This window comes from Citrobacter amalonaticus (genome assembly GCF_037053465.1).
GTDB classification, from domain to species: Bacteria; Pseudomonadota; Gammaproteobacteria; order Enterobacterales; family Enterobacteriaceae; genus Citrobacter_A; species Citrobacter_A amalonaticus_H.
The window spans coordinates 132,038-157,316 of record NZ_JBALIF010000004.1 but is presented as its reverse complement, the minus strand read 5'-3'; the positions used below and the strand labels follow the sequence as shown (position 1 = coordinate 157,316).

The following is a 25,279-nucleotide window of genomic DNA, read 5'->3' as shown; positions in this document are numbered from 1 at the left end:
TTTCAGTCAGCCCGTTTTCCGGCGTCGCTATCTCACAAATCTGCGCATGATTGCGGGGGACTCCTGAGCATTTCCCAGCCAGATGGCATCCACATCTCCCTGTAACAACGGAAGCCGCCACTCTCTTTCATCCTTCGTATTCTCAGATTGAGAAAAACGATTGATGAACCAGATTCGCCGACTGGCTGGCGGCGCGTTTTTGAACGCCCCCTGCGGATGCTGAACCAACCGGATAAGATGCCGGGGGCGTAGTCGGTTTCCCTCTGTCAGGCCAGTGATGCCGGCAAACAGCGGCCAGCGATGCACATTATCTGGTCCCGGATATTCCCCGAGAAGATGTCCCCCCATGATGGCAATCACGCAGCAACTGCTTTCAGGTATGCAAGGTTCGTGCTCATCTGGCGCTTTTAACGGCATTCCATGCGCGCCATCGGCTTCGACGAGAATTACGTCACATTCCTGTCGTCTGGCTAACGCATCGATTGCCGCTGGCGCGAATCCCCGCGCTTTCCCCAGGGGAGCTTTCCACGAATGAAAACAGGTGATGATGGGCTGGGTTAGCCAATGATGTGGCAATCCGGCAGGTTGCCGACAAAACAATGTTGGCCAGGATGTGTCAGGCAAAAACATATGCGTAGTGGTGGTGATGAATACCCGCCGACCGGATAAATGAAAGCGGCGAGCAAGCCAAAAAAGCGTACTGGTTTTCCCCCCCGCCCCCACAACGGAAATAACGGCTGGCCGTTTCTGTGCGCCCAAATCAAAAATTAAAGAAGCATCATCCGGTATACTCATAAGCCTCTCATAAGCGACACCATATCTGACGGACGGAATGAAATCGTTATGCCTGTTATTGACTGTATAATTACCGCTGCAGGATTATCATCCAGAATGGGAAAATGGAAAATGATGTTACCCTGGCAGGGGGGGACAATTCTTGATGCAAGTATCAAAAATGCGCTGCAATTCTGTCACAGAGTTATATTAGTCACCGGATATCGCGCCAGCGAATTGCAAAGCCGCTATGCTAATCAGCGCAATATCATTATTACCTACAACCCAAATTATGCCCAGGGATTATATTCGTCGATAAACGTCGCCGCTACCGCCGTTCGCAGTGAACATTGCTTTATTACACACGGCGACATGCCGGAGGTGCATGTCGATATTTTCCGTAAAATCTGGGCGTTACGCGATGAAAACGCCATTATCCCTTGCTACAAAGGCCAACCCGGACACCCCATTTTACTCTCAAGAAAATGTCTGATGCAGGCGATATCCGGGCCCGATGTCAACACAATGCGCGCGGCATTATTACGTGGAAAGCACCGTATCGTTGAAATAAACGATCCCAGAATTACGTTGGATATCGACACCCCGGAGGATTTTTTTCATGCACAAAATCGGCAACCCTGATTATTTCTGACAAGGTTAAACGATTGCGTTCAAATATTCACTGCCATCCTATCGCCCTTATCATAATGATAAGAAGAGAGCAATTTTGAGAAAATAAAAGGCAACAGTGAAATACCCAAAAACCACAACTCCTTCGGCTGATTATAATTCTCATTTAGCCGCTGTGAGATATTTCACAAAGTGGCGTTAACTTTAGAACCCCCTCACAAAATTTTATTTTCATCGCATCACTTTGTCAGAGTGGTGCGAATGTTGCTCTGTCTCTCTAAACCGCCGGTTTTAATCGATCCCGGTCAACCAATGACATTGATATACACGACATCCTTCACATTGCATTGATGCGAACTGAAGGACGACATGTAAACGTTAAGGAGAGGGTTATGGGGGATATAATGCGTCCGATTCCGTTTGAGGAGCTACTGACGCGCGTATTTGAGGAATACCAACAGCAACGCTCAATCTTTGGTATCCCGGAACAGCAATTTTATTCACCACAGAAAGGGAAATCACTCAACGTATTCGGTGAAACCTGTGCCACCCCCGTCGGTCCCGCCGCGGGTCCGCACACCCAACTGGCACAAAATATCATCACATCCTGGCTGGCGGGCGGGCGATTCATCGAACTTAAAACCGTACAAATTCTCGATCGCCTGGAACTGGAAAAGCCCTGCATTGATGCGGAGGATGAGTGCTTTAACACCGAGTGGTCCACTGAATTCACCCTGTTAAAAGCCTGGGATGAGTACCTCAAAGCCTGGTTCGTTCTGCACTTACTGGAACAACTGCTGCACCCCACGACTTCCGGCGCAGGCAAATCGTTCATTTTTAACATGAGCGTTGGCTACAATCTTGACGGGATTAAACAACCGCCGATGCAGCAGTTTATCGACAATATGATGGACGCGTCGGCACATCCTAAGTTTGCACAATATCGCGCCACGCTTCAGCAATGGCTGGCGGATGAAACCCTGCTGGCCCGCCACGGACTCACCCTGCACCGGGAACGTCTACAAGCTCTCCCCGACCGAATTCCCGCGAAAATGGTACAGGGCGTTACGCTTTCCACCATGCACGGCTGTCCGCCACATGAAATCGAAGCCATCTGCCGCTATATGCTGGAAGAAAAAGGGCTGAATACTTTTGTGAAACTTAATCCAACGCTGTTGGGTTATCAGCGAGTCCGCGACATTCTGGATAGTTGCGGGTTTGATTATGTCGGATTGAAAGAAGAATCGTTTGATCATGACCTGAAACTCGATCAGGCGCTGGAGATGTTGCAACGGTTGATGACGCTGGCAAAAGAAAAATCGCTCGGTTTCGGCGTCAAACTTACCAACACCCTGGGCACCATAAATAATAAAGGCGCGCTCCCTGGCGAAGAGATGTACATGTCCGGCAGAGCATTATTCCCGCTCTCGATCAATGTGGCAGCGGTGCTTTCCCGCGCGTTTGACGGCAAATTACCCATTTCCTATTCCGGCGGCGCCAGCCAGATGACCATCCGCGACATCTTTGATACCGGAATTCGCCCGATTACCATGGCGACCGACCTGCTGAAACCGGGGGGATACCTGCGTCTTAGCGCCTGCATGCGCGAACTGGAATCCTCCGATGCCTGGAATATGACGCAAGTGGACGTTGCGCGTCTGAATCGACTCGCAGACGACGCGATCACGATGGCTTACACCCAGAAGCACTGGAAACCCGAAGAAAGGATCGAGGTCGCGGGCGGCCTGCCTCTGACTGACTGCTACGTCGCACCCTGTGTGACCGCTTGCGCCATCAAACAGGACATTCCGGAGTATATTCGTCTGCTGGGTGAACAGCGTTACGCCGACGCGCTGGAGCTGATTTATCAGCGAAACGCCCTTCCGGCGATTACCGGTCATATCTGCGATCATCAATGCCAGTACAACTGTACCCGTCTTGATTACGACAGCGCCCTTAATATCCGCGAACTGAAAAAAGTGGCGCTGGAAAAAGGTTGGGAAGAGTACAAACGACGCTGGCATAAACCGGCTGGCTCGGGCTCACGCCACCCTGTTGCCGTCATCGGCGCAGGTCCTGCCGGACTGGCGGCGGGGTATTTCCTGGCCCGGGCCGGACATCCGGTGACGCTCTTTGAGCGTGAAGCCAACGCTGGCGGCGTGGTGAAAAATATCATTCCACAGTTTCGTATTCCGGCAGAACTCATCCAGCACGATATCGATTTTGTCGCCGATCATGGCGTGAAGTTCGAATATGGCTGCGCGCCTGATCTGACCGTACAGCGCTTAAAAGATCAGGGGTTCCATTACGTTCTGATTGCGACCGGTACGGATAAAAACAGCGGCGTCCCCCTTTCCGGCGACAACCCAAATATCTGGAAATCACTCCCTTTTCTGCGCGAATACAACCAGGGAACCACTCTGACGCTGGGTAAAGAGGTGGTTATCGTCGGCGCTGGCAACACCGCCATGGACTGCGCCCGCGCTGCGTTGCGCGTACCCGGCGTGGAAAATGTCACGGTGGTTTACCGTCGTTCGCTGCACGAGATGCCCGCATGGCGTGAAGAGTATGAAGAAGCCCTGCACGAAGGCGTCCAGTTCCGCTTCCTGAACAATCCGGAACGCTTTGATGCTGACGGCTCGTTAACCCTGCGCGTCATGACGCTCGGCGAACCGGATGAGAAAGGACGTCGCCGTCCAGTTGAAACGCAAGAAACGGTGACTCTGCACGCGGATAGTCTGATAACCGCTATTGGTGAACAGCAGGATACTGACGCCTTAAACGGCATGGGCGTACCGCTTGATAGCCACGGCTGGCCAGAAGTGAACAGCGGAGGAGAAACCCGTCTCAGTAACGTCTTCATGATTGGCGACGTTCAACGAGGCCCGTCGTCTATTGTCGCGGCAATAAACTCTGCCCGTCGGGCAACGGATACCATTCTCTACCGGGAAAATATCCGCAGCCACCATGCCGGGAAGCACTGGAATAATGTCAGCCCCGCAGAAATCTACCAGCGTAAAGGGGATATTTCCGTCGCGATGGTGGATAAAGACAACCGCGATGCCTTTGTCGCGCAGGAGGCGGCCCGTTGTCTGGAATGCAACTACGTTTGCAGCAAGTGCGTGGACGTCTGTCCGAACCGCGCCAATGTCTCCATTCCCGTTCCGGGTTTCCAGAACCGTTTCCAGACGCTGCATCTGGACGCTTACTGCAACGAATGCGGCAACTGCGCCCAGTTCTGCCCATGGCAAGGTAAGCCGTATCAGGACAAAGTGACGCTGTTTAGTCTGCCCCAGGATTTCGACAACAGCAGGAATCCGGGTTTCCTGGTCGAAAACGAGCGCGTCCACGTTCGGCTCAATGGCCAGCGCTGGGAATTAACCATCAGCAGTGATGGGGCGTTCGCCAGTGTTCCACCGGAACTGGACGATATGTGCCGCATCATCAGCTATGTCCACCAGCATCACTATTACCTGTTAGGCCGCGTGGAGGTGTAACCATGTTGATTCTGAAAAATGTCACCGCTGTACAACTCCATCCGGCCAGCGTATTGGAAGGCGTGGATATCGCGATTGATAAAGATGTGATTGTTGACGTTGGCGACAGCCTGACGCAGCGCTATCCGCAGGCACAATGGAAAGAGATGCACGGTCGGATTGTGATGCCAGGGCTGGTCTGTGCGCACAACCATTTTTACTCCGGCTTATCACGCGGCATTCAGGCAAAGATCGCCCCCTGCCCTGACTTTATCTCAACGCTGAAAAACCTGTGGTGGCGTCTGGATCGGGCGCTGGATGAAGAGTCGCTCTACTACAGCGGGCTGATTTGCTCAATGGAGGCGATTAAAAGCGGATGTACTGCGGTCATCGATCATCATGCCTCTCCAGGCTACATACAGGGCTCGCTCTCCACGCTGCGCTCCGCGTTTTTAAAAGTGGGTCTGCGGGCAATGACCTGCTTTGAAACGACCGATCGCAATACGGGAATCAAAGAGTTACAGGAAGGTGTTGAAGAGAATATCCGCTTCGCTCGCCAGATAGATAATGCGCGAAAAGAAGGCGCTGAGCCTTATCTGGTGGAAGCGCATATTGGCGCCCACGCGCCGTTTACAGTGCCCGACGTGGGGCTGGAGATGCTGCATGAAGCGATCCGTTCCACCGGGCGCGGGTTACACATTCATGCTGCGGAAGATCGCTACGACGTCTCCCATAGCCATCACTGGTACGGTAAAGATTTGCTGCTCCGGCTGGCAGAGTACGATCTTATCGATCGCAAAACACTCGTGGCCCACGGCCTGTACCTCTCTGCTGAGGATGTCGCGACACTGAATCAGCAGGACGCTTTCCTGGTCCACAACGCCCGCTCCAATATGAATAACCACGTGGGTTACAACCACCACCTGACCCAGATTCGTAATCTGGCGCTGGGAACGGACGGTATTGGCTCTGACATGCTTGAAGAGATGAAATTTGCCTTCTTCAAACATCGTGATGCTGGCGGCCCGCTCTGGCCGGACAGTTTTGCGAAAGCGTTAGCGAACGGCAATGAACTGTTACAGCGCAATTTCGGCGAAAACTTTGGCCGACTGGAGGCGGGCTATAAGGCTGATCTCACTTTCTTCGACTATGTCTCACCTACCCCATTGATCGCGGAGAACGTGGCCGGGCATATCGCTTTCGGCCTCGGGTCAGGCAGCGTGCATAGCGTGATGGTGAACGGCGTGATGGTCTATGAGGATCGCCAGTTCACTTTCGATTGTGAGTCAATTTATGCGCAGGCCAGGAAAGCCGCCGCCAGTATGTGGCGTCGGATGGATGCACTGGCATAACGCCTGCCCTCTTCTGAGCAGAAAGGGAATGATGAGGAATGAATGATGATTGAACAATTTTTCAGACCCGACTCCGTTGACCAGGCGCTGGAGCTGAAGCGTCGTTACCGGGATGACGCCGTCTGGTTTGCCGGGGGCAGCAAACTTAACGCTACGCCTTCGCGTACCGGGAAACAGATTGCCATTTCATTGCAGGATCTGGAACTCGACTGGATAGACTGGGACAATGGCGCTTTACGCATTGGGGCGATGACCCGTCTGCAACCGTTACATGACGCGCGCTACCTCCCGGCGGCACTTCGGGACGCCATCGGTTTTATCTACTCCCGCCATTTACGCAATCAGTCAACGCTTGGTGGAGAAATTGCGGCGCAACAGGAAGAGTCCGTTTTACTCCCCGTACTGCTGGCACTGGATGCCCAACTGGTTTTTGGTGATGGTGAAACGCTGTCGCTGGAAAGTTACCTCGCCGATCCGTGCGATCGCCTGCTGACTGAAATTATCATTAAAGACCCTTTCCGGTCTTGTGCCACCCGCAAAGTGAGTCGCTCACAGGCTGGATTAACCGTTGTCACGGCGGCTGTCGCATTAACAGAGCACAGTGGGCCTTGTATTGCGGTTGATGGCGTGACAGGTAAAGCGCAACGCCTGCGTGATGTGGAAATACGGCGGCTGGAAGGCGCTGAACTGGAAAAAGCCATCGCTGGCGCAATTTTCCCACAGGACGATATTCGGGGCAGCGCTGCCTATAAACGCTATATCACAGGTGTGGTGGTGGCCGATCTGTACGCCGACTGCCTGATGAGCGGGGAGGAGGTTGTATGATGATTCACTTCACATTGAACGGTACTGTCCAGGAAATGAAGATTAACCCAGGCGAAAACGTTCAGAAACTGCTGTTTAGCCTGGGAATGCACTCGGTACGCAACAGTGACGACGGATTCGGTTTCGCAGGTTCAGACGCAATTGTGTTTAATGGCCGTATCGTCAATGCGTCATTATTGATAGCCGCCCAACTGGACAACGCGGAGATCCGCACCAGCGAATCGTTAGGCAAATGGAATGAATTGAGCCTGGTCCAGCAGGCAATGGTCGATGTCGGTGTCGTGCAATCAGGTTATAACGATCCGGCCGCCGCCCTGATTATCACCGATCTCCTTGAACGTATTGCGCTTCCCAGCCGTGAAGATATCGACGATGCGTTGTCTGGTCTTTTCAGCCGCGATGCCGGCTGGCAGCAGTATTATCAGGTGGTTGAACTGGCGGTGGCGCGCAAAAATAATCCACAGGCCAGCCTTGCCGTCGCCCCCTCTTTTCGCGATGACCTGGCGGTCATCGGCAAACCCTGGCCGAAAACCGATGCCGCCAAAATGGTCCAGGCCAAACCCTGCTATGTGGAAGACCGCATCACGCCTGACGCCTGCGTGATTAAAATGCTGCGCAGCCCACATCCTCACGCGCTAATTACCTCTCTTGACGTGAGTAAAGCCGAGGCGCTGCCCGGCGTGGTTCACGTTATCACCCATCGCAACTGTCCCGATGTGTACTATACGCCCGGCGGTCAGAGCGCGCCGGAGCCCTCTCCGCTTGACCGGCGGATGTTCAGTAAAAAGCTGCGTCACGTTGGCGATCGCGTTGCGGCGGTGGTGGCGGAAAGCGAAGAGATCGCCCTGGCAGCGCTTAAGCTCATCGATGTGCAATATGAGGTGTTAAAACCGGTCATGTCGATTGACGAGGCGATGGCGGAAGATGCGCCGATCGTTCACGATGAACCGGTCATTTATGTTGCCGGCGCGCCCGATACGCTGGAAGACGATAACCGTCACGCCGCCCGGCGTGGCGAACACATGATCATCAACTTCCCGATTGGCGCGCGCCCCCGGAAAAATATTGCCGCCAGTATTCACGGACATATCGGCGACATGGAAAAAGGGTTTGCCGACGCGGATGTGATCATTGAACGTACCTACACGTCCACCCAGGCTCAGCAGTGCCCGGCGGAACCTCACATCTGTTTTACCCGTATGGACGGCGATCGTCTGATTATTCATGCCTCAACCCAGGTGCCGTGGCATCTTCGCCGTCAGGTCGCCCGACTCGTCGGCATGAAGCAGCACAAGGTCCACGTCATCAAAGAACGCGTCGGCGGCGGCTTTGGTTCCAAACAGGATATCCTGCTGGAAGAGGTTTGTGCCTGGGCCACCTGCGTCACCGGGCGTGCGGTCTACTTCCGCTATACCCGTGAAGAGGAGTTTATTGCCAATACCTCCCGTCATGTCGCGAAAGTTACGGTTAAACTTGGCGCGAAGAAAGACGGTCGGCTGACGGCGGTAAAAATGGATTTCCGCGCCAATACCGGGCCTTACGGTAACCATTCGCTCACCGTGCCGTGCAACGGTCCGGCGCTCTCCCTGCCGCTCTACCCTTGCGACAATGTCGATTTTCAGGTCACCACGTACTACAGCAATATTTGTCCTACCGGTGCGTATCAGGGCTATGGCGCGCCCAAAGGCACATTCGCGATGACCATGGCGTTAGCCGAACTTGCCGGACAACTGAAAATCGACCTACTGGACATGATCGAGCGCAACCGCGTTCATGAAGGTCAGGCACTGAAAATACTCGGCGCGATCGGCGAAGGCAAAGCGCCGACTTCCGTTCCTTCCGCCGCCAGTTGTGCGCTGGAAGCCATTCTGCGTAAGGGGCGCGAGATGATTGACTGGTCATCGCCCAAACCACAGAACGGTGACTGGCGCACCGGTCGCGGGGTCGCCATTATCATGCAGAAATCGGGGATCCCGGATATCGATCAGGCGAACTGCATGATCAAACTGGAATCCGACGGCACTTTTATCGTCCACTCTGGCGGCGCGGATATCGGCACCGGACTGGATACCGTGGTGACCAAACTGACGGCAGAGGTGCTGCATTGCGCCCCCGAGGAGGTGCATGTCATCTCTGGCGACACCGATCATGCGCTATTCGACAAAGGCGCTTATGCCTCTTCCGGCACCTGCTTCTCAGGCAATGCGGCACGAAAAGCCGCAGAGAACCTGCATGAGAAAATTCGCTTTCATGGCGCGCAGATGCTGGGCGAACCTGTCGATGACGTTCAACTGGTCTCCCCTGGCGTCGTTCGCGGCAAACGGGGAGAAGTGAGTTACGCCGACATCGCCCATAAAGCAGAGACAGGAACGGGGTTTGGAACACTGGTCGCCACAGCAAGCTATATCACCGCGGATTTCGCGTTCCCGTATGGCGCAAACTTCGTCGAGGTGGCCGTGAATACCCGCACTGGCGAAATTCGTCTCGACAAGTTCTACGCGTTACTGGACTGCGGCACTCCCGTTAACCCGGAATTAGCGCTGGGGCAAATTTATGGTGCGTCGATGCGGGCCATCGGCCATAGCCTGACCGAAGAGATCCTCTATGACGCAGAAGGCCATCCGTTGACCCGCGATTTACGCAGCTATGGCGCGCCAAAAATCGGCGATATTCCACGAGACTTTCGTGCCGTACTGGTGCCAAGCGATGACAAGGTTGGGCCTTTTGGCGCCAAATCCATCTCTGAAATTGGCGTTAACGGCGCAGCGCCTGCGATTGCCACCGCCATTCATGATGCATGCGGCGTGTGGTTGCGGGAATGGCATTTCACACCGGAGAAAATACTCACCGCCCTGGAAAAAGTGTAACGACGTGCGTGGGCCGCGCGAGCGGCCCACTTCCATGACTCAATAATGATTAAATGCCGTCTGCGGAAATGAGATAAGCCGTTCTCAGGGCAACCTGCGCCTCAATTTCGCAGAATTTAATTCTGCTGATTCAGATGATCAAATTTACTTATTAAGGAGTGAAGGGATGTCTGATCTATCACGTGCAGGCTCAGATCTGATTTACGAACTGGAAGATCGCCCCCCTTTTAGCCAGACCCTGATTGGCGCGATCACCCATCTGCTGGCCATTTTTGTCCCCATGGTCACACCCGCGTTAATCGTCGGCACCGCGCTGCAACTCTCCGCAGAAACCACCGCCTATCTGGTTTCTATGGCGATGATTGCCTCCGGCATTGGCACCTGGTTACAGGTTAATCGCTATGGCATGGTCGGCTCCGGCTTGTTGTCGATTCAGTCGGTGAATTTTTCGTTTGTCACGGTGATGATCGCCCTTGGCAGCAGTATGAAAAGCGACGGTTTTCACGAAGAACTCATTATGTCGTCACTGCTTGGCGTCTCCTTTGTCGGCGCGTTTCTGGTGGTGGGATCCTCTTTCATTCTGCCTTATTTGCGCAGAGTCATTACCCCTACCGTCAGCGGTATTGTGGTACTGATGATCGGCCTGAGCCTAATCAAAGTTGGCATCATCGATTTTGGCGGCGGATTTGCGGCTAAAAGCAGCGGCACTTATGGGAACTATGAGAACATCGGCGTCGGGTTGCTGGTGTTGATTGTGGTGATCGGCTTCAACTGTTGCCGCAGTCCATTGCTGAGAATGGGCGGTATCGCGATCGGTCTGTGCGTTGGCTACATCGTCGCGCTTTGTCTTGGCATGGTGGACTTCAGCAGTCTGCGTAACCTGCCGCTGGTGACCATTCCGCTCCCCTTTAAGTACGGCTTCCAGTTCAATTTCCATCATTTCCTCGTCGTCGGCACCATCTATTTGCTCAGCGTGCTGGAAGCGGTGGGCGACATTACGGCGACTGCCATGGTCTCCCGACGCCCCATTCAGGGAGAAGAATATCAGTCACGTCTGAAAGGGGGCGTGCTGGCAGATGGACTGGTCTCCGTTATTGCCTCTGCGATGGGGTCACTGCCATTAACAACCTTTGCGCAAAACAACGGCGTCATTCAGATGACCGGCGTCGCCTCTCGCTATATTGGTCGCGCGATTGCCGTCATGTTGGTCCTGCTTGGACTCTTTCCAATGATTGGCGGATTTTTTACCACGATCCCTTCGGCCGTGCTGGGTGGCGCGATGACGCTGATGTTCTCGATGATTGCGATTGCCGGGATCCGCATCATCATCACTAACGGACTTAAACGGCGTGAAACGCTCATTGTCGCCACCTCTTTGGGGCTTGGACTGGGCGTTTCCTACGACCCTGAAATTTTCAAAATCTTACCTGCTTCAATCTATGTGCTGGTGGAAAACCCCATCTGCGCCGGCGGCCTGACGGCCATTCTGCTGAACATCATTCTCCCCGGAAGCTACCGCCCAGAAGAAGTGCTGCCGGGTATCGCCTCTGTAGAAGAAACGAATTAATCATAAAGGAGTTTTACCATGTCAGGAGAACATACATTGAAAGCGATACGGGGCAGCTTTATTGATCTATCCCGTACTGTTGAAGATCCCGAAGAGATCGCCGCCGCGCTCCGTTTTGTCGAAGACGGCCTGCTCCTGATTCGCGAGGGAAAAGTGGCGTGGTTTGGCGAATGGGAAGAAGGGAAGCATCAGATCCCGGATTCCATTCGTATTCGCGACTATCGCGGAAAACTGGTGGTGCCGGGATTTGTCGATACGCATATCCACTACCCGCAGAGCGAAATGGTCGGCGCCTACGGTGAACAGCTATTGGAATGGCTGAATAAACACACCTTCCCCACCGAAAAACGCTACGAAGATCGGGATTACGCGCGCGAGATGTCCTCCTTTTTCATCAAACAACTGTTGCGTAATGGCACCACCAGCGCGCTGGTGTTTGGCACAGTCCACCCGCAGTCGGTGGATGCGCTATTTGAAGCCGCAAGCCATATCAATATGCGGATGATCGCCGGCAAAGTGATGATGGATCGTAACGCGCCGGATTATCTCCTGGATGACGCCGAAAGCAGTTATCTGCAAAGCAAGGCGCTCATTGAACGCTGGCATAAAAATGGCCGGCTGCTGTATGCCATCACGCCGCGCTTCGCGCCGACCTCCTCCCCGCAGCAGATGGCGATGGCGCAACGTCTGCGGGAAGAGTACCCCGATACCTGGGTGCATACCCATCTTTGTGAAAACAAAGATGAAATCGCCTGGGTCAACGCACTTTATCCCGATCATGACGGCTATCTGGACGTGTACCACCAATACGGACTAACGGGCAAAAACTGCGTCTTTGCCCACTGCGTCCATCTGGAAGAAAAAGAGTGGGATCGCCTGAGCGAGACCCACTCCAGCATCGCCTTTTGTCCGACCTCCAACCTTTACCTCGGCAGCGGCTTATTCAATCTGAAAAAAGCCTGGCGCAAGAAAATCAACGTCGGTATGGGGACGGATATCGGCGCGGGCACCACGTTCAACATGCTACAGACGCTGAATGAAGCCTACAAAGTGGTGCAACTGCAAGGCGATCGACTCTCGGCATATGAAGCCTTTTATCTGGCGACGCTCGGCGGCGCAAAGGCGCTGGGCCTGGATCATCTGATAGGCAACTTTACGCCCGGCAAAGAGGCAGATTTCGTTGTGCTGGAACCAACGGCGACGCCGCTGCAACAGTTGCGCTATGACAACTCAACATCCCTGGTCGACAAATTGTTCGTGATGATGACGTTGGGCGACGATCGCTCGATTTATCGCACGTACGTCGATGGTCGCCTGGTATATGAACGGACCTGACAGAACGCTAACATCCTGCTGAGGACATCATTATGTCTGGAGATATTCTGCAAACCCCTGGCGCGTCAAAACCACGCGGCGCGCTCGATAATTACTTTCAAATTTCGGCGCGTGGCAGCACTGTGCGCCGGGAGGTAGTCGCCGGATTAACCACCTTTCTGGCGATGGTCTATTCGGTCATTGTTGTGCCCGGAATGCTGGGCAAAGCGGGATTTCCTCCCGCCGCTGTGTTTGTCGCAACCTGCCTCGTCGCAGGATTCGGATCGCTGCTGATGGGGCTATGGGCCAATCTGCCGATGGCGATCGGCTGTGCGATTTCGCTAACCGCCTTTACCGCATTCAGCCTGGTGCTGGGACAGCAGATCAGTATTCCTGTCGCGCTCGGCGCCGTGTTCCTGATGGGGGTTATTTTTACCGCCATTTCGGTCACCGGCGTGCGCACCTGGATCCTGCGTAATTTACCTATAGGTATCGCGCACGGTACCGGGATTGGCATTGGCCTGTTTCTGCTGCTGATTGCGGCAAACGGCGTCGGCATGGTGATCAAAAACCCGCTGGAAGGATTGCCGGTGGCGCTCGGCGCATTTACCTCTTTCCCCGTGCTGATGAGCCTGCTGGGACTGGCGGTGATCTTCGGTCTGGAGAAATGTCGTGTGCCCGGCGGGATCCTGCTGGTGATTATCGCTATCTCCATTATCGGTTTGATATTTGATCCCGCCGTCAAATTTCACGGGCTGGTGGCAATGCCGAGTCTGAGTGGAGAAGATGGTAATTCGCTGATTTTCAGCCTCGATATTATGGGCGCATTACAACCCGTCGTCCTGCCCAGCGTCCTGGCGCTGGTCATGACGGCTGTATTTGATGCGACCGGAACAATCCGCGCCGTCGCGGGCCAGGCAAATCTGCTGGATAAAGACAACCAGATAATCAACGGCGGTAAAGCGCTGGCCAGTGACTCCGTCAGTTCCCTGTTTTCCGGGCTGGTTGGGGCTGCACCCGCCGCCGTCTATATTGAATCCGCTGCGGGGACTGCCGCCGGAGGAAAAACAGGGCTTACCGCCACGGTGGTTGGTATTTTGTTCCTGCTGATCCTGTTTTTATCCCCCCTCTCTTACCTGATTCCAGGTTACGCGACCGCACCGGCGCTGATGTACGTCGGCTTGTTGATGCTGAGTAACGTTTCAAAACTGAATTTTGATGACTTTATCGATGCGATGGCCGGCCTGGTTTGCGCGGTCTTTATCGTTCTGACATGCAATATTGTCACCGGCATTATGCTCGGTTTTGTAAGCCTGGTTGTTGGCCGTATTTTTGCCCGGGAATGGCAGAAACTGAATATTGGCACCGTCATCATTACCATCGCCCTGGTGGCGTTTTACGCGGGCGGATGGGCGATTTAAACACCACTCCGCGCAATGCTGCGCGGAGTGGTTTGACGTAGTCCGATTACGCTGGCGAGATAAAGGAGGAAACGCATGAGCGCCGTAGATCCGCAGTTCTCCCCCTCTTCGGGGCACGACCGCGCCACCGATGAGGTCGACCGTCTGTTACCGCCAGGAAAGCTGGTGATACTCGGTTTGCAACATGTGCTGGTCATGTACGCTGGCGCGGTCGCTGTTCCCCTAATGATTGGCGATAGGCTCGGACTGGGTAAAGAGGCCATTGCGCTGTTAATCAGTTCCGATCTCTTTTGCTGCGGTATTGTGACCCTGTTGCAATGTATCGGCATTGGCCGTTTCATGGGCATTCGCCTGCCGGTGATCATGTCCGTCACGTTTGCCGCCGTGACGCCAATGATTGCCATTGGCATCAATCCGGATATCGGCCTGTTGGGTATTTTTGGCGCGACCATCGCCGCAGGAGCGATCACCACGCTTCTGGCACCGCTTATCGGCCGCTTAATGCCGTTATTTCCCCCTCTGGTGACGGGCGTGGTTATCACCTCAATCGGGCTGAGTATTATTCAGGTAGGAGTTGACTGGGCTGCAGGTGGAAAAGGTAATCCGGAGTATGGGAATCCGGTCTATTTGGGGATTTCGTTTGCTGTTTTAATTTTCATTTTACTCATTACGCGTTATGCCAAAGGCTTTCTGTCAAATGTCGCTGTCCTGTTAGGCATCATATTCGGTTTCGCGCTGTCATGGATGATGAATGAAGTTAATTTGTCAGGCCTGCACGATGCGTCATGGTTCGCGGTTGTCACCCCAATGGCCTTTGGTGTCCCCGTTTTTGACCCGGTGTCGATTCTGACCATGACGGCGGTGTTGATTATCGTTTTTATTGAATCGATGGGGATGTTTCTGGCGCTTGGCGAAATTGTCGGTCGCAAATTGTCTTCCCAGGATATCATTCGCGGTCTGCGCGTTGACGGCGTCGGAACCATGATTGGCGGGCTGTTTAATAGCTTTCCGCATACCTCTTTTTCACAAAATGTGGGGCTGGTGAGCGTCACGCGTGTTCACAGTCGTTGGGTCTGCATTGCCTCAGGCGCCATTCTCATTGTGTTTGGCATGGTGCCTAAAATGGCGGTTTTGGTTGCCTCTATTCCTCAGTTCGTCCTCGGTGGCGCGGGTCTGGTGATGTTTGGCATGGTGCTGGCGACCGGGATCCGCATTCTGTCCCGCTGCAATTACACCACCAACCGCTACAACCTCTACATTGTCGCAATCAGCCTCGGCGTCGGCATGACACCGACCTTATCACATGACTTTTTTTCACAGTTACCCGCTGTTCTCCAGCCGCTGCTGCACAGTGGCATTATGTTAGCCACCTCCAGCGCTGTTGTGCTGAACCTGTTTTTCAATGGTTATCACCACCATACCGGACTGGTACAGGAATCCATTTCCGATAAAAACCTGAAAGTCAGGACGGTGCGAATGTGGTTGCTCATGCGCAAACTGAAAAAAAGCCAACAGGATGAATAGCATGAATCTTTTTTTACGCTGCCTGATCGCTACCCTGCTGCTCATGTTGATATCTATCCCCGCGGTTTCTGACGGTATTGCGCTGGGTATCGAAAGTCGATTCCATTTTATGCTGCTGTTTTTCTGAATGATTTTCCTGTCCCGACATCCGTAGCCTTCAGCTATGGATGTCGAAATCCATTTTCGAACACTCACAGCGTTAATTATTACGTCGCGATATCCCTTATACTGGCGATGATTAGGATTGACAGTGAGAAATTATGCGACAGGAACACGTCATTTTGCTGGATGCACAGGACACGCCTTCCGGCACGCTGGAAAAATACGCGGCACACACTTTTCACACCCCCTTGCATCTCGCCTTCTCCTGCTGGCTGTTTAATCCAGAGGGCGAACTCCTGGTGACCCGCCGCTCGCTGGTCAAAAAGGCATGGCCGGGCGTATGGACGAACTCAGTGTGTGGTCATCCGCAACAAGGAGAAAGCAACGAAGAGGCGATTATCCGCCGCTGCCGTTATGAGTTGGGTGTCGAAATTGCCGCTCTTTCCCCCGTTTACCCTGAATTCCGCTATCGCGCTGTCGATCCCAATGGCATCGTCGAGAATGAAGTGTGCCCGGTTTTTGCCGCGCGGGTAACCAGTGAGTTACGACTTAACCGCGACGAGGTGATGGATTTCCAGTGGTGCGAACTGGAGCGGGTTTTACAGGCAATAGACGCGACGCCCTGGGCGTTCAGTCCGTGGATGGTGATGCAGGCGTCAAACGAAACGGCACGGGGTTCATTGCTGAACGTTAGCCGCCAGAAGTAAAAAACCCCGGCATACGAGCCGGGGTTTTCGTTAATGTCATTCGCCGGGGAGCTTATTTTACCGGACGCATCGCCGGGAACAGAATGACGTCACGAATGGTATGGCTGTTGGTAAACAGCATAACCATACGGTCGATACCAATACCCAGACCCGCTGTCGGCGGCAGACCGTGTTCCAGCGCGGTAACATAGTCTTCGTCGAAGAACATCGCTTCGTCATCACCCGCCGCTTTCGCATTAACCTGATCCTGGAAGCGCTGCGCCTGATCTTCTGCATCGTTCAGCTCGCTAAAGCCGTTACCGATCTCACGACCACCGATGAAGAACTCAAAGCGATCGGTGATTTCCGGGTTCACATCATTACGACGCGCCAGCGGTGAGACTTCCGCCGGGTACTCGGTAATGAAGGTTGGCTGAATCAGATGCGCTTCGGCGACTTCTTCGAAAATTTCCGTCACGATGCGACCCAGACCCCAGCTCTTCTCGACCTTGATACCAAGAGATTCAGCAATCGCTTTGGCGGAGTCAAAGTTATCCAGGGAGGCCATTTCCGTTTCCGGACGGTATTTCTTGATAGCCTCGCGCATGGTCAGTTTTTCGAACGGCTTGCCGAAATCGAAAACTTCATCACCGTAAGGCACTTGCGTTTTACCCAGTACGTCCTGGGCTAAGGTGCGGAACAGCGATTCGGTCAGTTCAATCAGATCTTTGTAATCCGCATATGCCATATAGAGTTCCATCATGGTGAACTCTGGGTTATGACGCACGGAGATCCCTTCGTTGCGGAAGTTACGGTTGATTTCGAACACACGCTCGAAGCCGCCAACCACCAGACGTTTCAGGTACAATTCCGGCGCGATACGCAGGTACATGTCCAGATCCAGCGCGTTGTGGTGGGTGATAAACGGACGCGCAGACGCGCCGCCTGGAATCACCTGCATCATCGGCGTTTCAACTTCCATAAAGCCGCGACCAACCATGAACTGACGAATGCCCGCCAGGATCTGCGAACGCACTTTAAAGGTGTTACGGGATTCATCGTTAGAGATGAGATCCAGATAACGCTGGCGGTAACGCGCTTCCTGATCCTGCAGACCGTGGAATTTATCCGGCAGAGGACGCAAAGCTTTGGTCAACAGACGCAGTTCGGTACAGTGGATAGACAGTTCACCGGTTTTGGTCTTGAACAGTTTCCCTTTCGCACCAAGAATATCGCCCAGATCCCACTTCTTGAACTGCTCGTTGTAAACGCCTTCCGGCAGATCGTCACGGGCAACGTATAACTGAATACGGCCCCCCACGTCCTGCAGCGTAACAAAGGACGCTTTACCCATGATACGACGGGTCATCATACGGCCCGCAACGGTCACTTCGATGTTCAGCGCTTCCAGCTCTTCGTTCTCTTTCGCATCGAAGTCAGCGTGCAGTTGGTCTGAGGTGTGATCGCGACGGAAATCGTTCGGGAAAGCGATACCCTGCTCGCGCAGGCCAGCCAGCTTCTCACGGCGCGTTTTCAGTTCATTGTTAAGATCGGTTACCGCGTCAGCGCCCTGTGCGTGTTGTTCAGACATGTTGGTTCCTCATAACCCTGCTTTCAAACTTGCTTCGATAAATTGATCCAGGCTGCCGTCCAGCACGGCTTGCGTATTGCGGGTTTCCACCCCGGTACGCAAGTCTTTAATGCGGGAGTCATCAAGGACATAAGAACGAATCTGGCTTCCCCAGCCGATGTCGGATTTATTATCTTCCATCGCCTGTTTCTCTGCATTCTTCTTCTGCATTTCCAGCTCATAAAGCTTCGCTTTCATCTGCTTCATGGCCTGGTCTTTGTTCTTGTGCTGGGAGCGGTCATTCTGGCACTGCGTCACAATCCCGGTCGGGATATGGGTAATACGCACAGCAGATTCGGTACGGTTAACGTGCTGACCACCCGCACCCGACGCGCGATACACGTCGATACGCAGGTCAGCCGGGTTAATTTCGATATCAATATCGTCATCCACTTCCGGGTAAACGAACGCAGAACTGAACGAGGTGTGGCGGCGACCGCCGGAGTCAAACGGACTTTTACGCACCAGACGATGAACGCCGGTTTCCGTACGCAACCAGCCGTAAGCATATTCACCAGAAATCTTAATGGTCACGGATTTGATTCCTGCCACTTCGCCTTCTGACTCTTCAATAATTTCAGTCTTGAAGCCGCGCGCTTCCGCCCAACGCAGATACATACGCTCCAGCATGCTTGCCCAGTCCTGCGCTTCAGTACCGCCGGAACCGGCCTGGATATCGAGGTAGCAATCGGCGCTGTCATACTCACCGGAGAACATACGACGGAATTCCAGTTGCGCCAGTTTTTCTTCCAGGGTATCGAGTTCTGCAACGGCTTCGTTAAAGGTCTCTTCGTCGTCGGCTTCGACAGCCAGCTCCAGCAGGCCGGACACATCTTCCAGACCCTGAGACATTTGATCGAGGGTGTCGACAATTGCTTCCAGCGAGGAACGTTCTTTACCCAGCGCCTGAGCGCGTTCGGGCTCATTCCAGACGTCCGGCTGTTCCAGCTCGGCGTTTACTTCTTCCAGACGCTCTTTCTTGGCATCGTAGTCAAAGATACCCCCTAAGAACGTCAGAGCGCTCCGTGAGGTCCTGAATGCGGTTTTTTACCGGATTAATTTCAAACATGGTCTGATTTCTTTTATTGGGCTTGTCAATATGCGGTGATAAGAGCGGGATTGTACCGAATCCGCGCTCTTTTTTACAGAGAGGATGACGCTAAATTGGCCAGATATTATCAATGATGATCTGCAAACTGCGGTTGCCGCGAAACTCGTTGATATCCAGTTTGTAGGCTAACTCGACTTCACGCACGCCATTATCCGGCCAGCAGGCGGTATCAACATTAAACGCAATGCCATCCAGCAGCGGGCCGCCGCCGACGGGTTCGACCATGACCTTCAGATGGCGCTCACCAACCAGACGCTGCTGGAGCAGGCGAAAACGCCCGTCAAACAGCGGTTCCGGGAACATCTGTCCCCAGGGGCCGGCATCCCGCAACAGTTGCGCAATCTCCATTGTCATCTCTGCCGCGCTTAACGGGCCATCAGAGACCACTTCGCCCTGTAACAAAGACGGATCCAGCCATTCGGTCACCAGTTCGCCAAAACGCTGCTGGAAGAGCTCAAATTTCGCTTCCTCCAGCGACAACCCCGCCGCCATCGCGTGACCGCCAAATTTAATCATCAGCCCTGGATGCAGCGTATCCAGTCGCTCCAGCGCGTCCCGCATATGCAGCCCCTGGATAGAGCGTCCTGAGCCTTTTAACGTACCGTCTCCGGCTGGCGCAAAGGCGATCACCGGGCGGTGAAAACGTTCTTTAATGCGTGAAGCGAGGATCCCAACCACCCCCTGATGCCACTCAGGATGATACATTGCCAGCCCGCCCGGCAGCGTCTCGCGGCTGCGTTCCAGTTTCTCGCAAAGCGTCAGCGCTTCAGCTTGCATTCCCTGTTCTATCTCTTTACGCGTCTGGTTTAGCGCATCCAGTTCATTGGCCAGTACGCGCGCTTCACCAATGTTATCGCACAGCAACAGCGCCACACCGACGGACATGTCATCCAGACGGCCTGCGGCATTCAGTCGCGGACCCAGCGCAAACCCTAAATCGCTGGCGGTGAGCTTTTGCGGATCGCGATTGGACACTTCCAGCAGCGCTTTAATCCCCGGGCGGCATTTCCCGGCGCGAATACGGCTTAAGCCCTGCCAGGTCAGAATGCGGTTATTGGCATCCAGTGGCACCACGTCCGCCACCGTTCCCAGCGCCACGAGATCGAGCAGATCCGCGAGGTTCGGCGGCGCGATACCGCGTTCATCAAACCAGCCCTTATCACGCAGGAAGGTGCGCAGAGCAAGCATCAGATAAAACGCTACGCCTACGCCCGCCAGCGATTTAGACGGGAAATCACAGTCATGTAAATTCGGGTTGATGATGGCTTCAGCAGCAGGCAGCGTTTCACCCGGTAAGTGGTGATCGGTGACCACCACCGGAATGCCCAGCGCTTTTGCGTGATCGACACCAGCATGTGAGGAGATGCCGTTATCGACCGTCACAATCAGTTGCGCGCCGCGTGCATGGGCCTGGTCAACCACTTCCGGACTTAAACCATAGCCGTCCTCGAAGCGATTAGGCACCAGATAGCTGATGTTCTCGCACCCAAGCGAGCGCATGCCGAGTACGCTCAGCGCTGTGCTGGTCGCGCCATCCGCGTCGAAATCACCGACCACGATGATACGCGTCCTCTCACGAAAAGCGTTGTAGAGGATGTCGACGGCTTTTTCGATACCGCTTAGCTGCTGCCAGGGCAACATGCCTTTTACGCTGCGCTCCAGATCCTCTGCGCTGCGTACGCCACGACTGGCATACAAACGGCGTAGCAGCGGAGGAAGATCGGCTGGCAGTTCTGCCGATTCATCGACTTCACGCCGACGAAGTTGTATCGGTTGTTTCACGCGAATTATTTACCGCTGGTCTGTTTCTGGTGCGCGTCAAGGAACGCTTTCATCTCTTTTGGCCCCTGATAACCCGGCACCACGTAGCCGTTACTCAACACAATGGCCGGTGTACCGCTCACGCCGAACTGCACGCCCAGCGCGTAATGGCTGGCGATATCCACATCACAAGCCGCCGCTTGCACACCTTTACCCGCCATCGCGTCATCAAACGCTTTTTTCTTATCTTTTGCACACCAGATGGACTTCATATCCTGCTCTGCCTGGCTCTCCACGCCCTGGCGAGGGAACGCGAGGTAACGCACGGTAATGCCCAGCGCGTTGTAGTCTTTCATCTCTTCATGCAATTTATGGCAATAGCCACAGGTGATGTCCGTAAAGACGGTAATGACGTGTTTTTCCTGCGGCGCTTTGTAGACGATCATTTCCTTTTCCAGCGCATTCATCTGCTTCATCAGCAACTGATTGGTCACGTTAACCGGGCTCGCGCCACTGACGTCATACATCGGCCCCTGAATGATATGTTTACCGTCTTCTGTCACGTACAGTACGCCGCTGTTAGTCAGCACCGTTTTCATCCCGGCCACGGGAGCAGATTGAATATCTGTGCTCTGTACACCCAGTTTGGTCAGTGACTGGCGGATCGCCGCATCATCTGCATTTGCCACGCCAGAAAAAGCGGCGGCCAGCAGGGTAAACATCATTAAACCTTTTTTCATAATCTTTCCTGTTCGCTCAGCATTCACGCTCTTGGGTGATGCTGTTGATGAAGTTGACGCAAGCGCTCTGTCGCGACATGTGTATAAATCTGCGTAGTGGAGAGATCGCTGTGACCCAGCAACATCTGCACTACACGTAAATCAGCACCATGATTGAGCAAATGCGTGGCAAATGCGTGGCGTAAAACGTGCGGTGACAGCTTTTCGCTGTCGATTCCCGCCAGTACGGCATAGTGCTTAATGCGATGCCAGAAGGTCTGACGCGTCATCTGTTGCGCGCGCTGGCTGGGAAACAGCACGTCAATTGACACACCGTTTAGCAACCACGGACGCCCGTGTTCCAGATAGGTCTCCATCCAGTACACCGCCTCCTCGCCCAATGGCACGAGGCGCTCTTTGTTGCCTTTACCGATGACGCGGACCACGCCCTGACGCAGGCTAATATCGCTCATCGTCAGCCCGACAAGCTCAGACACACGCAGGCCGGTGGCATACAAAATTTCAAGCATGGCTTTATCGCGTAACTCCAGCGGTTGGTCAACCACTGGCGCCTGTAATAATCTCTCAACTTGCGCTTCACTGAGATCTTTCGGCAGGCGCTGCGGGAGTTTTGGCGACGCCAGCGTCGCACTGGGATCGTCAGTACGGAGTTTCTCACGATAAAGGTACTGGAAGAACCGACGCACCGCGCTCAGCATTCTCGCCGTACTGGTCGCTTTATATCCCCCCTCCATGCGCTCGGCAAGCAATGCCTGCAAATCATCGCTTTGCACCGTTTCCAGCGTCACATTGCGATGCGCGAGCCATTCAACCAACATGGTCAGGTCGCGTCGATAAGCGCTCAACGTGTTTTCCGCCAGGTTTTTCTCCAGCCAAAGCGCATCCAGGAATTGTTCGATGCGAGCGAGATCCTTTTCCACATCTGCCTCTTTGATTCTGCAATCCGCCATTATGACTCAATGGTATGGCTTTCTGGTACACTACGCGTTAAGTCATAGCAAGTATTGAGACGTTTACGCGATGAATATTGGTCTTTTTTACGGTTCCAGCACCTGCTATACCGAGATGGCTGCGGAGAAAATTCGCGACATCATCGGCCCGGAACTGGTTACGCTGCACAATCTTAAAGATGATGCCCCGGCCCTGATGGAACAGTACGATGTGCTGATCTTAGGGATCCCCACCTGGGATTTCGGCGAAATTCAGGAAGACTGGGAAGCCGTCTGGGATCAACTCGACGACCTTAACCTTGAGGGCAAAATTGTCGCACTTTATGGTATGGGCGATCAGCTAGGCTACGGCGAATGGTTCCTCGACGCGCTGGGCATGCTGCATGACAAACTGGCGACAAAAGGCGTCAAATTTGTCGGCTACTGGCCAACAGAAGGCTATGAGTTCACCAGCCCTAAACCGGTTATTGCTGACGGCCAGTTGTTTGTCGGCCTCGCCCTTGATGAAACCAATCAATACGATCTCAGCGATGAGCGCATTCAGTCATGGTGCGAACAAATTCTCGGCGAAATGGCCGGACACTATTCCTGAGCCGTTCAACTCATCCTGCCGGACTGACGGTGTTTGCCGTCAGCCTTACCCTTGGTTGACTCCGCTTATTTCCGCATTGACGACTGCAACATCAGGCGACGTAAATCCCGCCACTCCGCGTCATCCATACTGTCTTCCGCGAGCCAGAGATGCTGGCGCTTTCCAGATTCTGAACGCAGCCGAAGCATCATCCCGGTTTCTATCATCCACGGCGCAGTGACGACATACCAGTCCTGTCCCTGCCAGCGCAGACGTCCATCCATCAGGAGTTTCACTTCGCCCTGTCGGGCATTGATTCGGCGCTGACTGCGCACGCAGTCAAATACAACCAGTGACAGCAGTATCAACCACAGCGGTGTGTAGCTCAGCGGCCACGGCATTAATAAGATTGCAGCAGCCACCACCCCATGCAAGAGCAGTGATAACCACTGTGCGCGCCATGAGACGCGAAGATCAGATTGCCACAGGACCACGATCCCGATTCCGTGTCTGGATGAGTCGTACCATCTGCTCAAGTTCAGCATCTGCCGGTTTACCGTGATTCATCAACCAGTTGAATAAATCCGGGTCATCGCACTCCAGCAGACGGACAAAAATACGTTTTTCATCATCACTCAACGCATCGTACTCATGTTCGAAAAACGGCATGATGGAAATATCGAGCTCACGCATACCGCGACGGCATGCCCAGTGAATACGTGCTTTATTGGTAATATCCATGTTCTTTTTCCTGTCTCACGAAATGAACGCCCTGGCTATTGTAACGTGTTTTTCAACCTGTTTTACGGGAATATCCATAATAAGAAGCGAGATCGCGGATTAAATCCCTATAAAGTCAATGGTTTCATCATTTCCGGATGTCGCCTCGCAATGTAAACGATAAGGCACAAATGGGGTTATCAAAGCGCTTGCATTGGACAATAGCTCTTTTACCATTAGTCATTATCCCTGCGTTAAGCAAATCAGGACATTATTATGGCATTTACTCCATTTCCACCTCGTCAGCCGTCAGCGTCTTCGCGTTTGCCTCTGACGCTGATGACGTTAGATGACTGGGCGCTGGCGACAATTACCGGTGCTGACAGCGAGAAGTATATCCAGGGTCAGGTGACTGCCGATGTCAGTCAACTGACAGAGCACCAGCACGTGCTGGCAGCCCATTGCGATGCCAAAGGTAAAATGTGGAGCAACCTGCGTCTGTTCCGCGATGGCGACGGCTTTGCCTGGATTGAACGCCGTAGCCTGCGTGACGCGCAGGTGACCGAACTGAAAAAATACGCCGTGTTCTCGAAAGTGACGATTGCCCCGAACAACGAACGCGTATTGCTTGCCGTCGCGGGTTTTCAGGCACGCGCCGCGCTAGCGAATGTGTTCAGTGAACTGCCGGGTAGCGATAATCCCGTCACGCGCGAAGGCGCGACGGCGCTGCTGTGGTTTGAATATCCGGCAGAGCGTTTCCTGCTCATTACGGATGTTGCCACCGCAGAAACCGTGACGGAAAAACTACGCGGTGAAGCCGAGCTGAACAACAGTCAACAGTGGCTGGCGCTGGATATCGAAGCCGGTATTCCGGTGATTGACTCAGTCAATAGTGCGCAATTTATTCCGCAGGCGACCAATCTTCAGGCGCTGGGCGGGATCAGCTTTAAAAAAGGCTGCTATACCGGGCAAGAGATGGTGGCGCGGGCGAAATTCCGTGGGGCGAACAAACGCGCGCTATGGTATCTGTCCGGGAAAGCGAGCCGGGTACCAGAAGCGGGTGAGGATCTTGAGTTACAGATGGGCGAAAACTGGCGCAGGACAGGTACTGTGCTCGCCGCTGTGCAACTGGATGACGGCCAGGTACTGGTGCAGGTTGTGATGAATAACGATATGGAAACCGACAGCGTTTTCCGCGTACGCGATGATGCCAATACCTTGCGCATCGAACCGCTGCCCTATTCACTGGAAGAGTAAC

At 53.9% G+C, this 25,279-nt stretch carries 21 protein-coding genes; 13 read left to right on the top strand and 8 right to left on the bottom strand.

The features are described 5' to 3' along the window. Positions 1-27 precede the first annotated feature (27 nt). Positions 28-795, bottom strand: coding sequence for a selenium cofactor biosynthesis protein YqeC (yqeC, locus tag WB371_RS08495; RefSeq protein ID WP_336219633.1), 768 nt, complete (start codon positions 793-795; stop codon positions 28-30). Positions 796-843: 48 nt separating this feature from the next. On the opposite strand from yqeC, the gene mocA reads away from it, so the two are divergent. The 11 genes from mocA (at position 844) to idi (ending at position 16,559) form a co-directional block, all read left to right on the top strand. Further along, positions 844-1,416, top strand: a complete 573-nt coding sequence (gene mocA / locus WB371_RS08490; RefSeq protein WP_336219632.1) for a molybdenum cofactor cytidylyltransferase — start codon at positions 844-846, stop codon at positions 1,414-1,416. A 380-nt stretch (positions 1,417-1,796) separates the two neighbouring features. Beyond that, on the top strand, positions 1,797-4,901 hold the full coding sequence (ygfK, locus tag WB371_RS08485) for a putative selenate reductase subunit YgfK (protein ID WP_336219631.1): 3,105 nt from the start codon (positions 1,797-1,799) through the stop codon (positions 4,899-4,901). 2 nt (positions 4,902-4,903) lie between these two features. Next, complete coding sequence (gene ssnA / locus WB371_RS08480) at positions 4,904-6,232, top strand: putative aminohydrolase SsnA (RefSeq protein WP_336219630.1); 1,329 nt, start codon at positions 4,904-4,906, stop codon at positions 6,230-6,232. A 45-nt stretch (positions 6,233-6,277) separates the two neighbouring features. Then, positions 6,278-7,057 (top strand): molybdopterin-dependent oxidoreductase FAD-binding subunit, encoded by a 780-nt coding sequence (gene ygfM / locus WB371_RS08475; protein ID WP_336219859.1) that lies wholly within the window; start codon positions 6,278-6,280, stop codon positions 7,055-7,057. Next, a complete protein-coding gene (locus tag WB371_RS08470) occupies positions 7,054-9,924 on the top strand; it encodes a molybdopterin-dependent oxidoreductase Mo/Fe-S-binding subunit (protein WP_336219629.1) in 2,871 nt (956 codons plus the stop codon). The genes ygfM and WB371_RS08470 overlap by 4 nt, the downstream gene beginning before the upstream one ends. Positions 9,925-10,090: 166 nt before the next feature. After that, positions 10,091-11,491: an NCS2 family protein gene (locus tag WB371_RS08465; RefSeq protein WP_336219628.1), complete on the top strand. Its 1,401-nt coding sequence runs from the start codon at positions 10,091-10,093 to the stop codon at positions 11,489-11,491. Between the two features lie 18 nt (positions 11,492-11,509). Continuing rightward, a complete protein-coding gene (gene guaD / locus WB371_RS08460) occupies positions 11,510-12,826 on the top strand; it encodes a guanine deaminase (protein ID WP_336219627.1) in 1,317 nt (438 codons plus the stop codon). Positions 12,827-12,858: 32 nt separating this feature from the next. Next, positions 12,859-14,226, top strand: a complete 1,368-nt coding sequence (ghxQ, locus tag WB371_RS08455; protein WP_336219626.1) for a guanine/hypoxanthine transporter GhxQ — start codon at positions 12,859-12,861, stop codon at positions 14,224-14,226. A gap of 75 nt (positions 14,227-14,301) precedes the next feature. Beyond that, positions 14,302-15,750: a nucleobase:cation symporter-2 family protein gene (locus tag WB371_RS08450; RefSeq protein ID WP_336219625.1), complete on the top strand. Its 1,449-nt coding sequence runs from the start codon at positions 14,302-14,304 to the stop codon at positions 15,748-15,750. A 1-nt stretch (position 15,751) separates the two neighbouring features. Continuing rightward, positions 15,752-15,877, top strand: coding sequence for a hypothetical protein (locus tag WB371_RS08445; RefSeq protein ID WP_336219624.1), 126 nt, complete (start codon positions 15,752-15,754; stop codon positions 15,875-15,877). A 133-nt stretch (positions 15,878-16,010) separates the two neighbouring features. Continuing rightward, positions 16,011-16,559, top strand: coding sequence for an isopentenyl-diphosphate Delta-isomerase (idi, locus tag WB371_RS08440; RefSeq protein ID WP_336219623.1), 549 nt, complete (start codon positions 16,011-16,013; stop codon positions 16,557-16,559). Positions 16,560-16,611: 52 nt separating this feature from the next. Here the strand turns inward: idi and lysS are convergent, their stop codons facing one another. The 5 genes from lysS to xerD form a co-directional block, all read right to left on the bottom strand. Beyond that, complete coding sequence (gene lysS, locus WB371_RS08435; RefSeq protein ID WP_336219622.1) at positions 16,612-18,129, bottom strand: lysine--tRNA ligase; 1,518 nt, start codon at positions 18,127-18,129, stop codon at positions 16,612-16,614. 9 nt (positions 18,130-18,138) lie between these two features. After that, positions 18,139-19,237, bottom strand: a protein-coding gene (prfB, locus tag WB371_RS08430; RefSeq protein ID WP_336219621.1) for a peptide chain release factor 2 whose coding sequence is annotated in 2 segments (ribosomal slippage) — positions 18,139-19,161 and positions 19,163-19,237 — 1,098 coding nt in all. Because the reading frame shifts where the segments join, the coding sequence is not laid out codon by codon here. Positions 19,238-19,327: 90 nt separating this feature from the next. After that, complete coding sequence (gene recJ, locus WB371_RS08425) at positions 19,328-21,061, bottom strand: single-stranded-DNA-specific exonuclease RecJ (RefSeq protein WP_336219620.1); 1,734 nt, start codon at positions 21,059-21,061, stop codon at positions 19,328-19,330. A gap of 5 nt (positions 21,062-21,066) precedes the next feature. Then, complete coding sequence (gene dsbC / locus WB371_RS08420) at positions 21,067-21,780, bottom strand: bifunctional protein-disulfide isomerase/oxidoreductase DsbC (protein WP_336219619.1); 714 nt, start codon at positions 21,778-21,780, stop codon at positions 21,067-21,069. Positions 21,781-21,803: 23 nt separating this feature from the next. Then, positions 21,804-22,700: a site-specific tyrosine recombinase XerD gene (gene xerD, locus WB371_RS08415; RefSeq protein WP_336219858.1), complete on the bottom strand. Its 897-nt coding sequence runs from the start codon at positions 22,698-22,700 to the stop codon at positions 21,804-21,806. Positions 22,701-22,800: 100 nt separating this feature from the next. On the opposite strand from xerD, the gene fldB reads away from it, so the two are divergent. Beyond that, on the top strand, positions 22,801-23,322 hold the full coding sequence (fldB, locus tag WB371_RS08410) for a flavodoxin FldB (RefSeq protein WP_336219618.1): 522 nt from the start codon (positions 22,801-22,803) through the stop codon (positions 23,320-23,322). Between the two features lie 65 nt (positions 23,323-23,387). On the opposite strand, the gene WB371_RS08405 is transcribed toward fldB, so the two are convergent. Both WB371_RS08405 and sdhE read right to left on the bottom strand, forming a co-directional pair. After that, positions 23,388-23,795 carry a protein YgfX gene (locus WB371_RS08405; RefSeq protein ID WP_336219617.1) on the bottom strand — a complete coding sequence of 136 codons (408 nt, stop codon included), beginning with the start codon at positions 23,793-23,795 and terminating at the stop codon, positions 23,388-23,390. After that, positions 23,776-24,042 carry an FAD assembly factor SdhE gene (gene sdhE, locus WB371_RS08400; RefSeq protein WP_336219616.1) on the bottom strand — a complete coding sequence of 89 codons (267 nt, stop codon included), beginning with the start codon at positions 24,040-24,042 and terminating at the stop codon, positions 23,776-23,778. The genes WB371_RS08405 and sdhE overlap by 20 nt, the downstream gene beginning before the upstream one ends. A 255-nt stretch (positions 24,043-24,297) precedes the next feature. Here sdhE and ygfZ point away from each other — a divergent pair, with 255 nt between their 5' ends. Then, positions 24,298-25,278, top strand: a complete 981-nt coding sequence (ygfZ, locus tag WB371_RS08395; protein ID WP_336219615.1) for a tRNA-modifying protein YgfZ — start codon at positions 24,298-24,300, stop codon at positions 25,276-25,278. Position 25,279 lies beyond the last annotated feature (1 nt).

What these genes read in the sequence shown, in the direction of transcription:
- ssnA (WP_336219630.1), top strand. Translation starts at nt 4,904, where the DNA reads ATGTTGATTCTGAAAAATGTCACCGCTGTACAACTCCATCCGGCCAGC.
- sdhE (WP_336219616.1), bottom strand. Translation starts at nt 24,042, where the DNA reads ATGGATATTACCAATAAAGCACGTATTCACTGGGCATGCCGTCGCGGT.
- mocA (WP_336219632.1), top strand. Translation starts at nt 844, where the DNA reads ATGCCTGTTATTGACTGTATAATTACCGCTGCAGGATTATCATCCAGA.
- yqeC (WP_336219633.1), bottom strand. Translation starts at nt 795, where the DNA reads ATGAGTATACCGGATGATGCTTCTTTAATTTTTGATTTGGGCGCACAG.
- ygfZ (WP_336219615.1), top strand. Translation starts at nt 24,298, where the DNA reads ATGGCATTTACTCCATTTCCACCTCGTCAGCCGTCAGCGTCTTCGCGT.
- ygfK (WP_336219631.1), top strand. Translation starts at nt 1,797, where the DNA reads ATGGGGGATATAATGCGTCCGATTCCGTTTGAGGAGCTACTGACGCGC.
- dsbC (WP_336219619.1), bottom strand. Translation starts at nt 21,780, where the DNA reads ATGAAAAAAGGTTTAATGATGTTTACCCTGCTGGCCGCCGCTTTTTCT.
- WB371_RS08465 (WP_336219628.1), top strand. Translation starts at nt 10,091, where the DNA reads ATGTCTGATCTATCACGTGCAGGCTCAGATCTGATTTACGAACTGGAA.
- WB371_RS08450 (WP_336219625.1), top strand. Translation starts at nt 14,302, where the DNA reads ATGAGCGCCGTAGATCCGCAGTTCTCCCCCTCTTCGGGGCACGACCGC.
- fldB (WP_336219618.1), top strand. Translation starts at nt 22,801, where the DNA reads ATGAATATTGGTCTTTTTTACGGTTCCAGCACCTGCTATACCGAGATG.
- idi (WP_336219623.1), top strand. Translation starts at nt 16,011, where the DNA reads ATGCGACAGGAACACGTCATTTTGCTGGATGCACAGGACACGCCTTCC.
- guaD (WP_336219627.1), top strand. Translation starts at nt 11,510, where the DNA reads ATGTCAGGAGAACATACATTGAAAGCGATACGGGGCAGCTTTATTGAT.
- WB371_RS08445 (WP_336219624.1), top strand. Translation starts at nt 15,752, where the DNA reads ATGAATCTTTTTTTACGCTGCCTGATCGCTACCCTGCTGCTCATGTTG.
- WB371_RS08470 (WP_336219629.1), top strand. Translation starts at nt 7,054, where the DNA reads ATGATGATTCACTTCACATTGAACGGTACTGTCCAGGAAATGAAGATT.
- lysS (WP_336219622.1), bottom strand. Translation starts at nt 18,129, where the DNA reads ATGTCTGAACAACACGCACAGGGCGCTGACGCGGTAACCGATCTTAAC.
- ghxQ (WP_336219626.1), top strand. Translation starts at nt 12,859, where the DNA reads ATGTCTGGAGATATTCTGCAAACCCCTGGCGCGTCAAAACCACGCGGC.
- ygfM (WP_336219859.1), top strand. Translation starts at nt 6,278, where the DNA reads ATGATTGAACAATTTTTCAGACCCGACTCCGTTGACCAGGCGCTGGAG.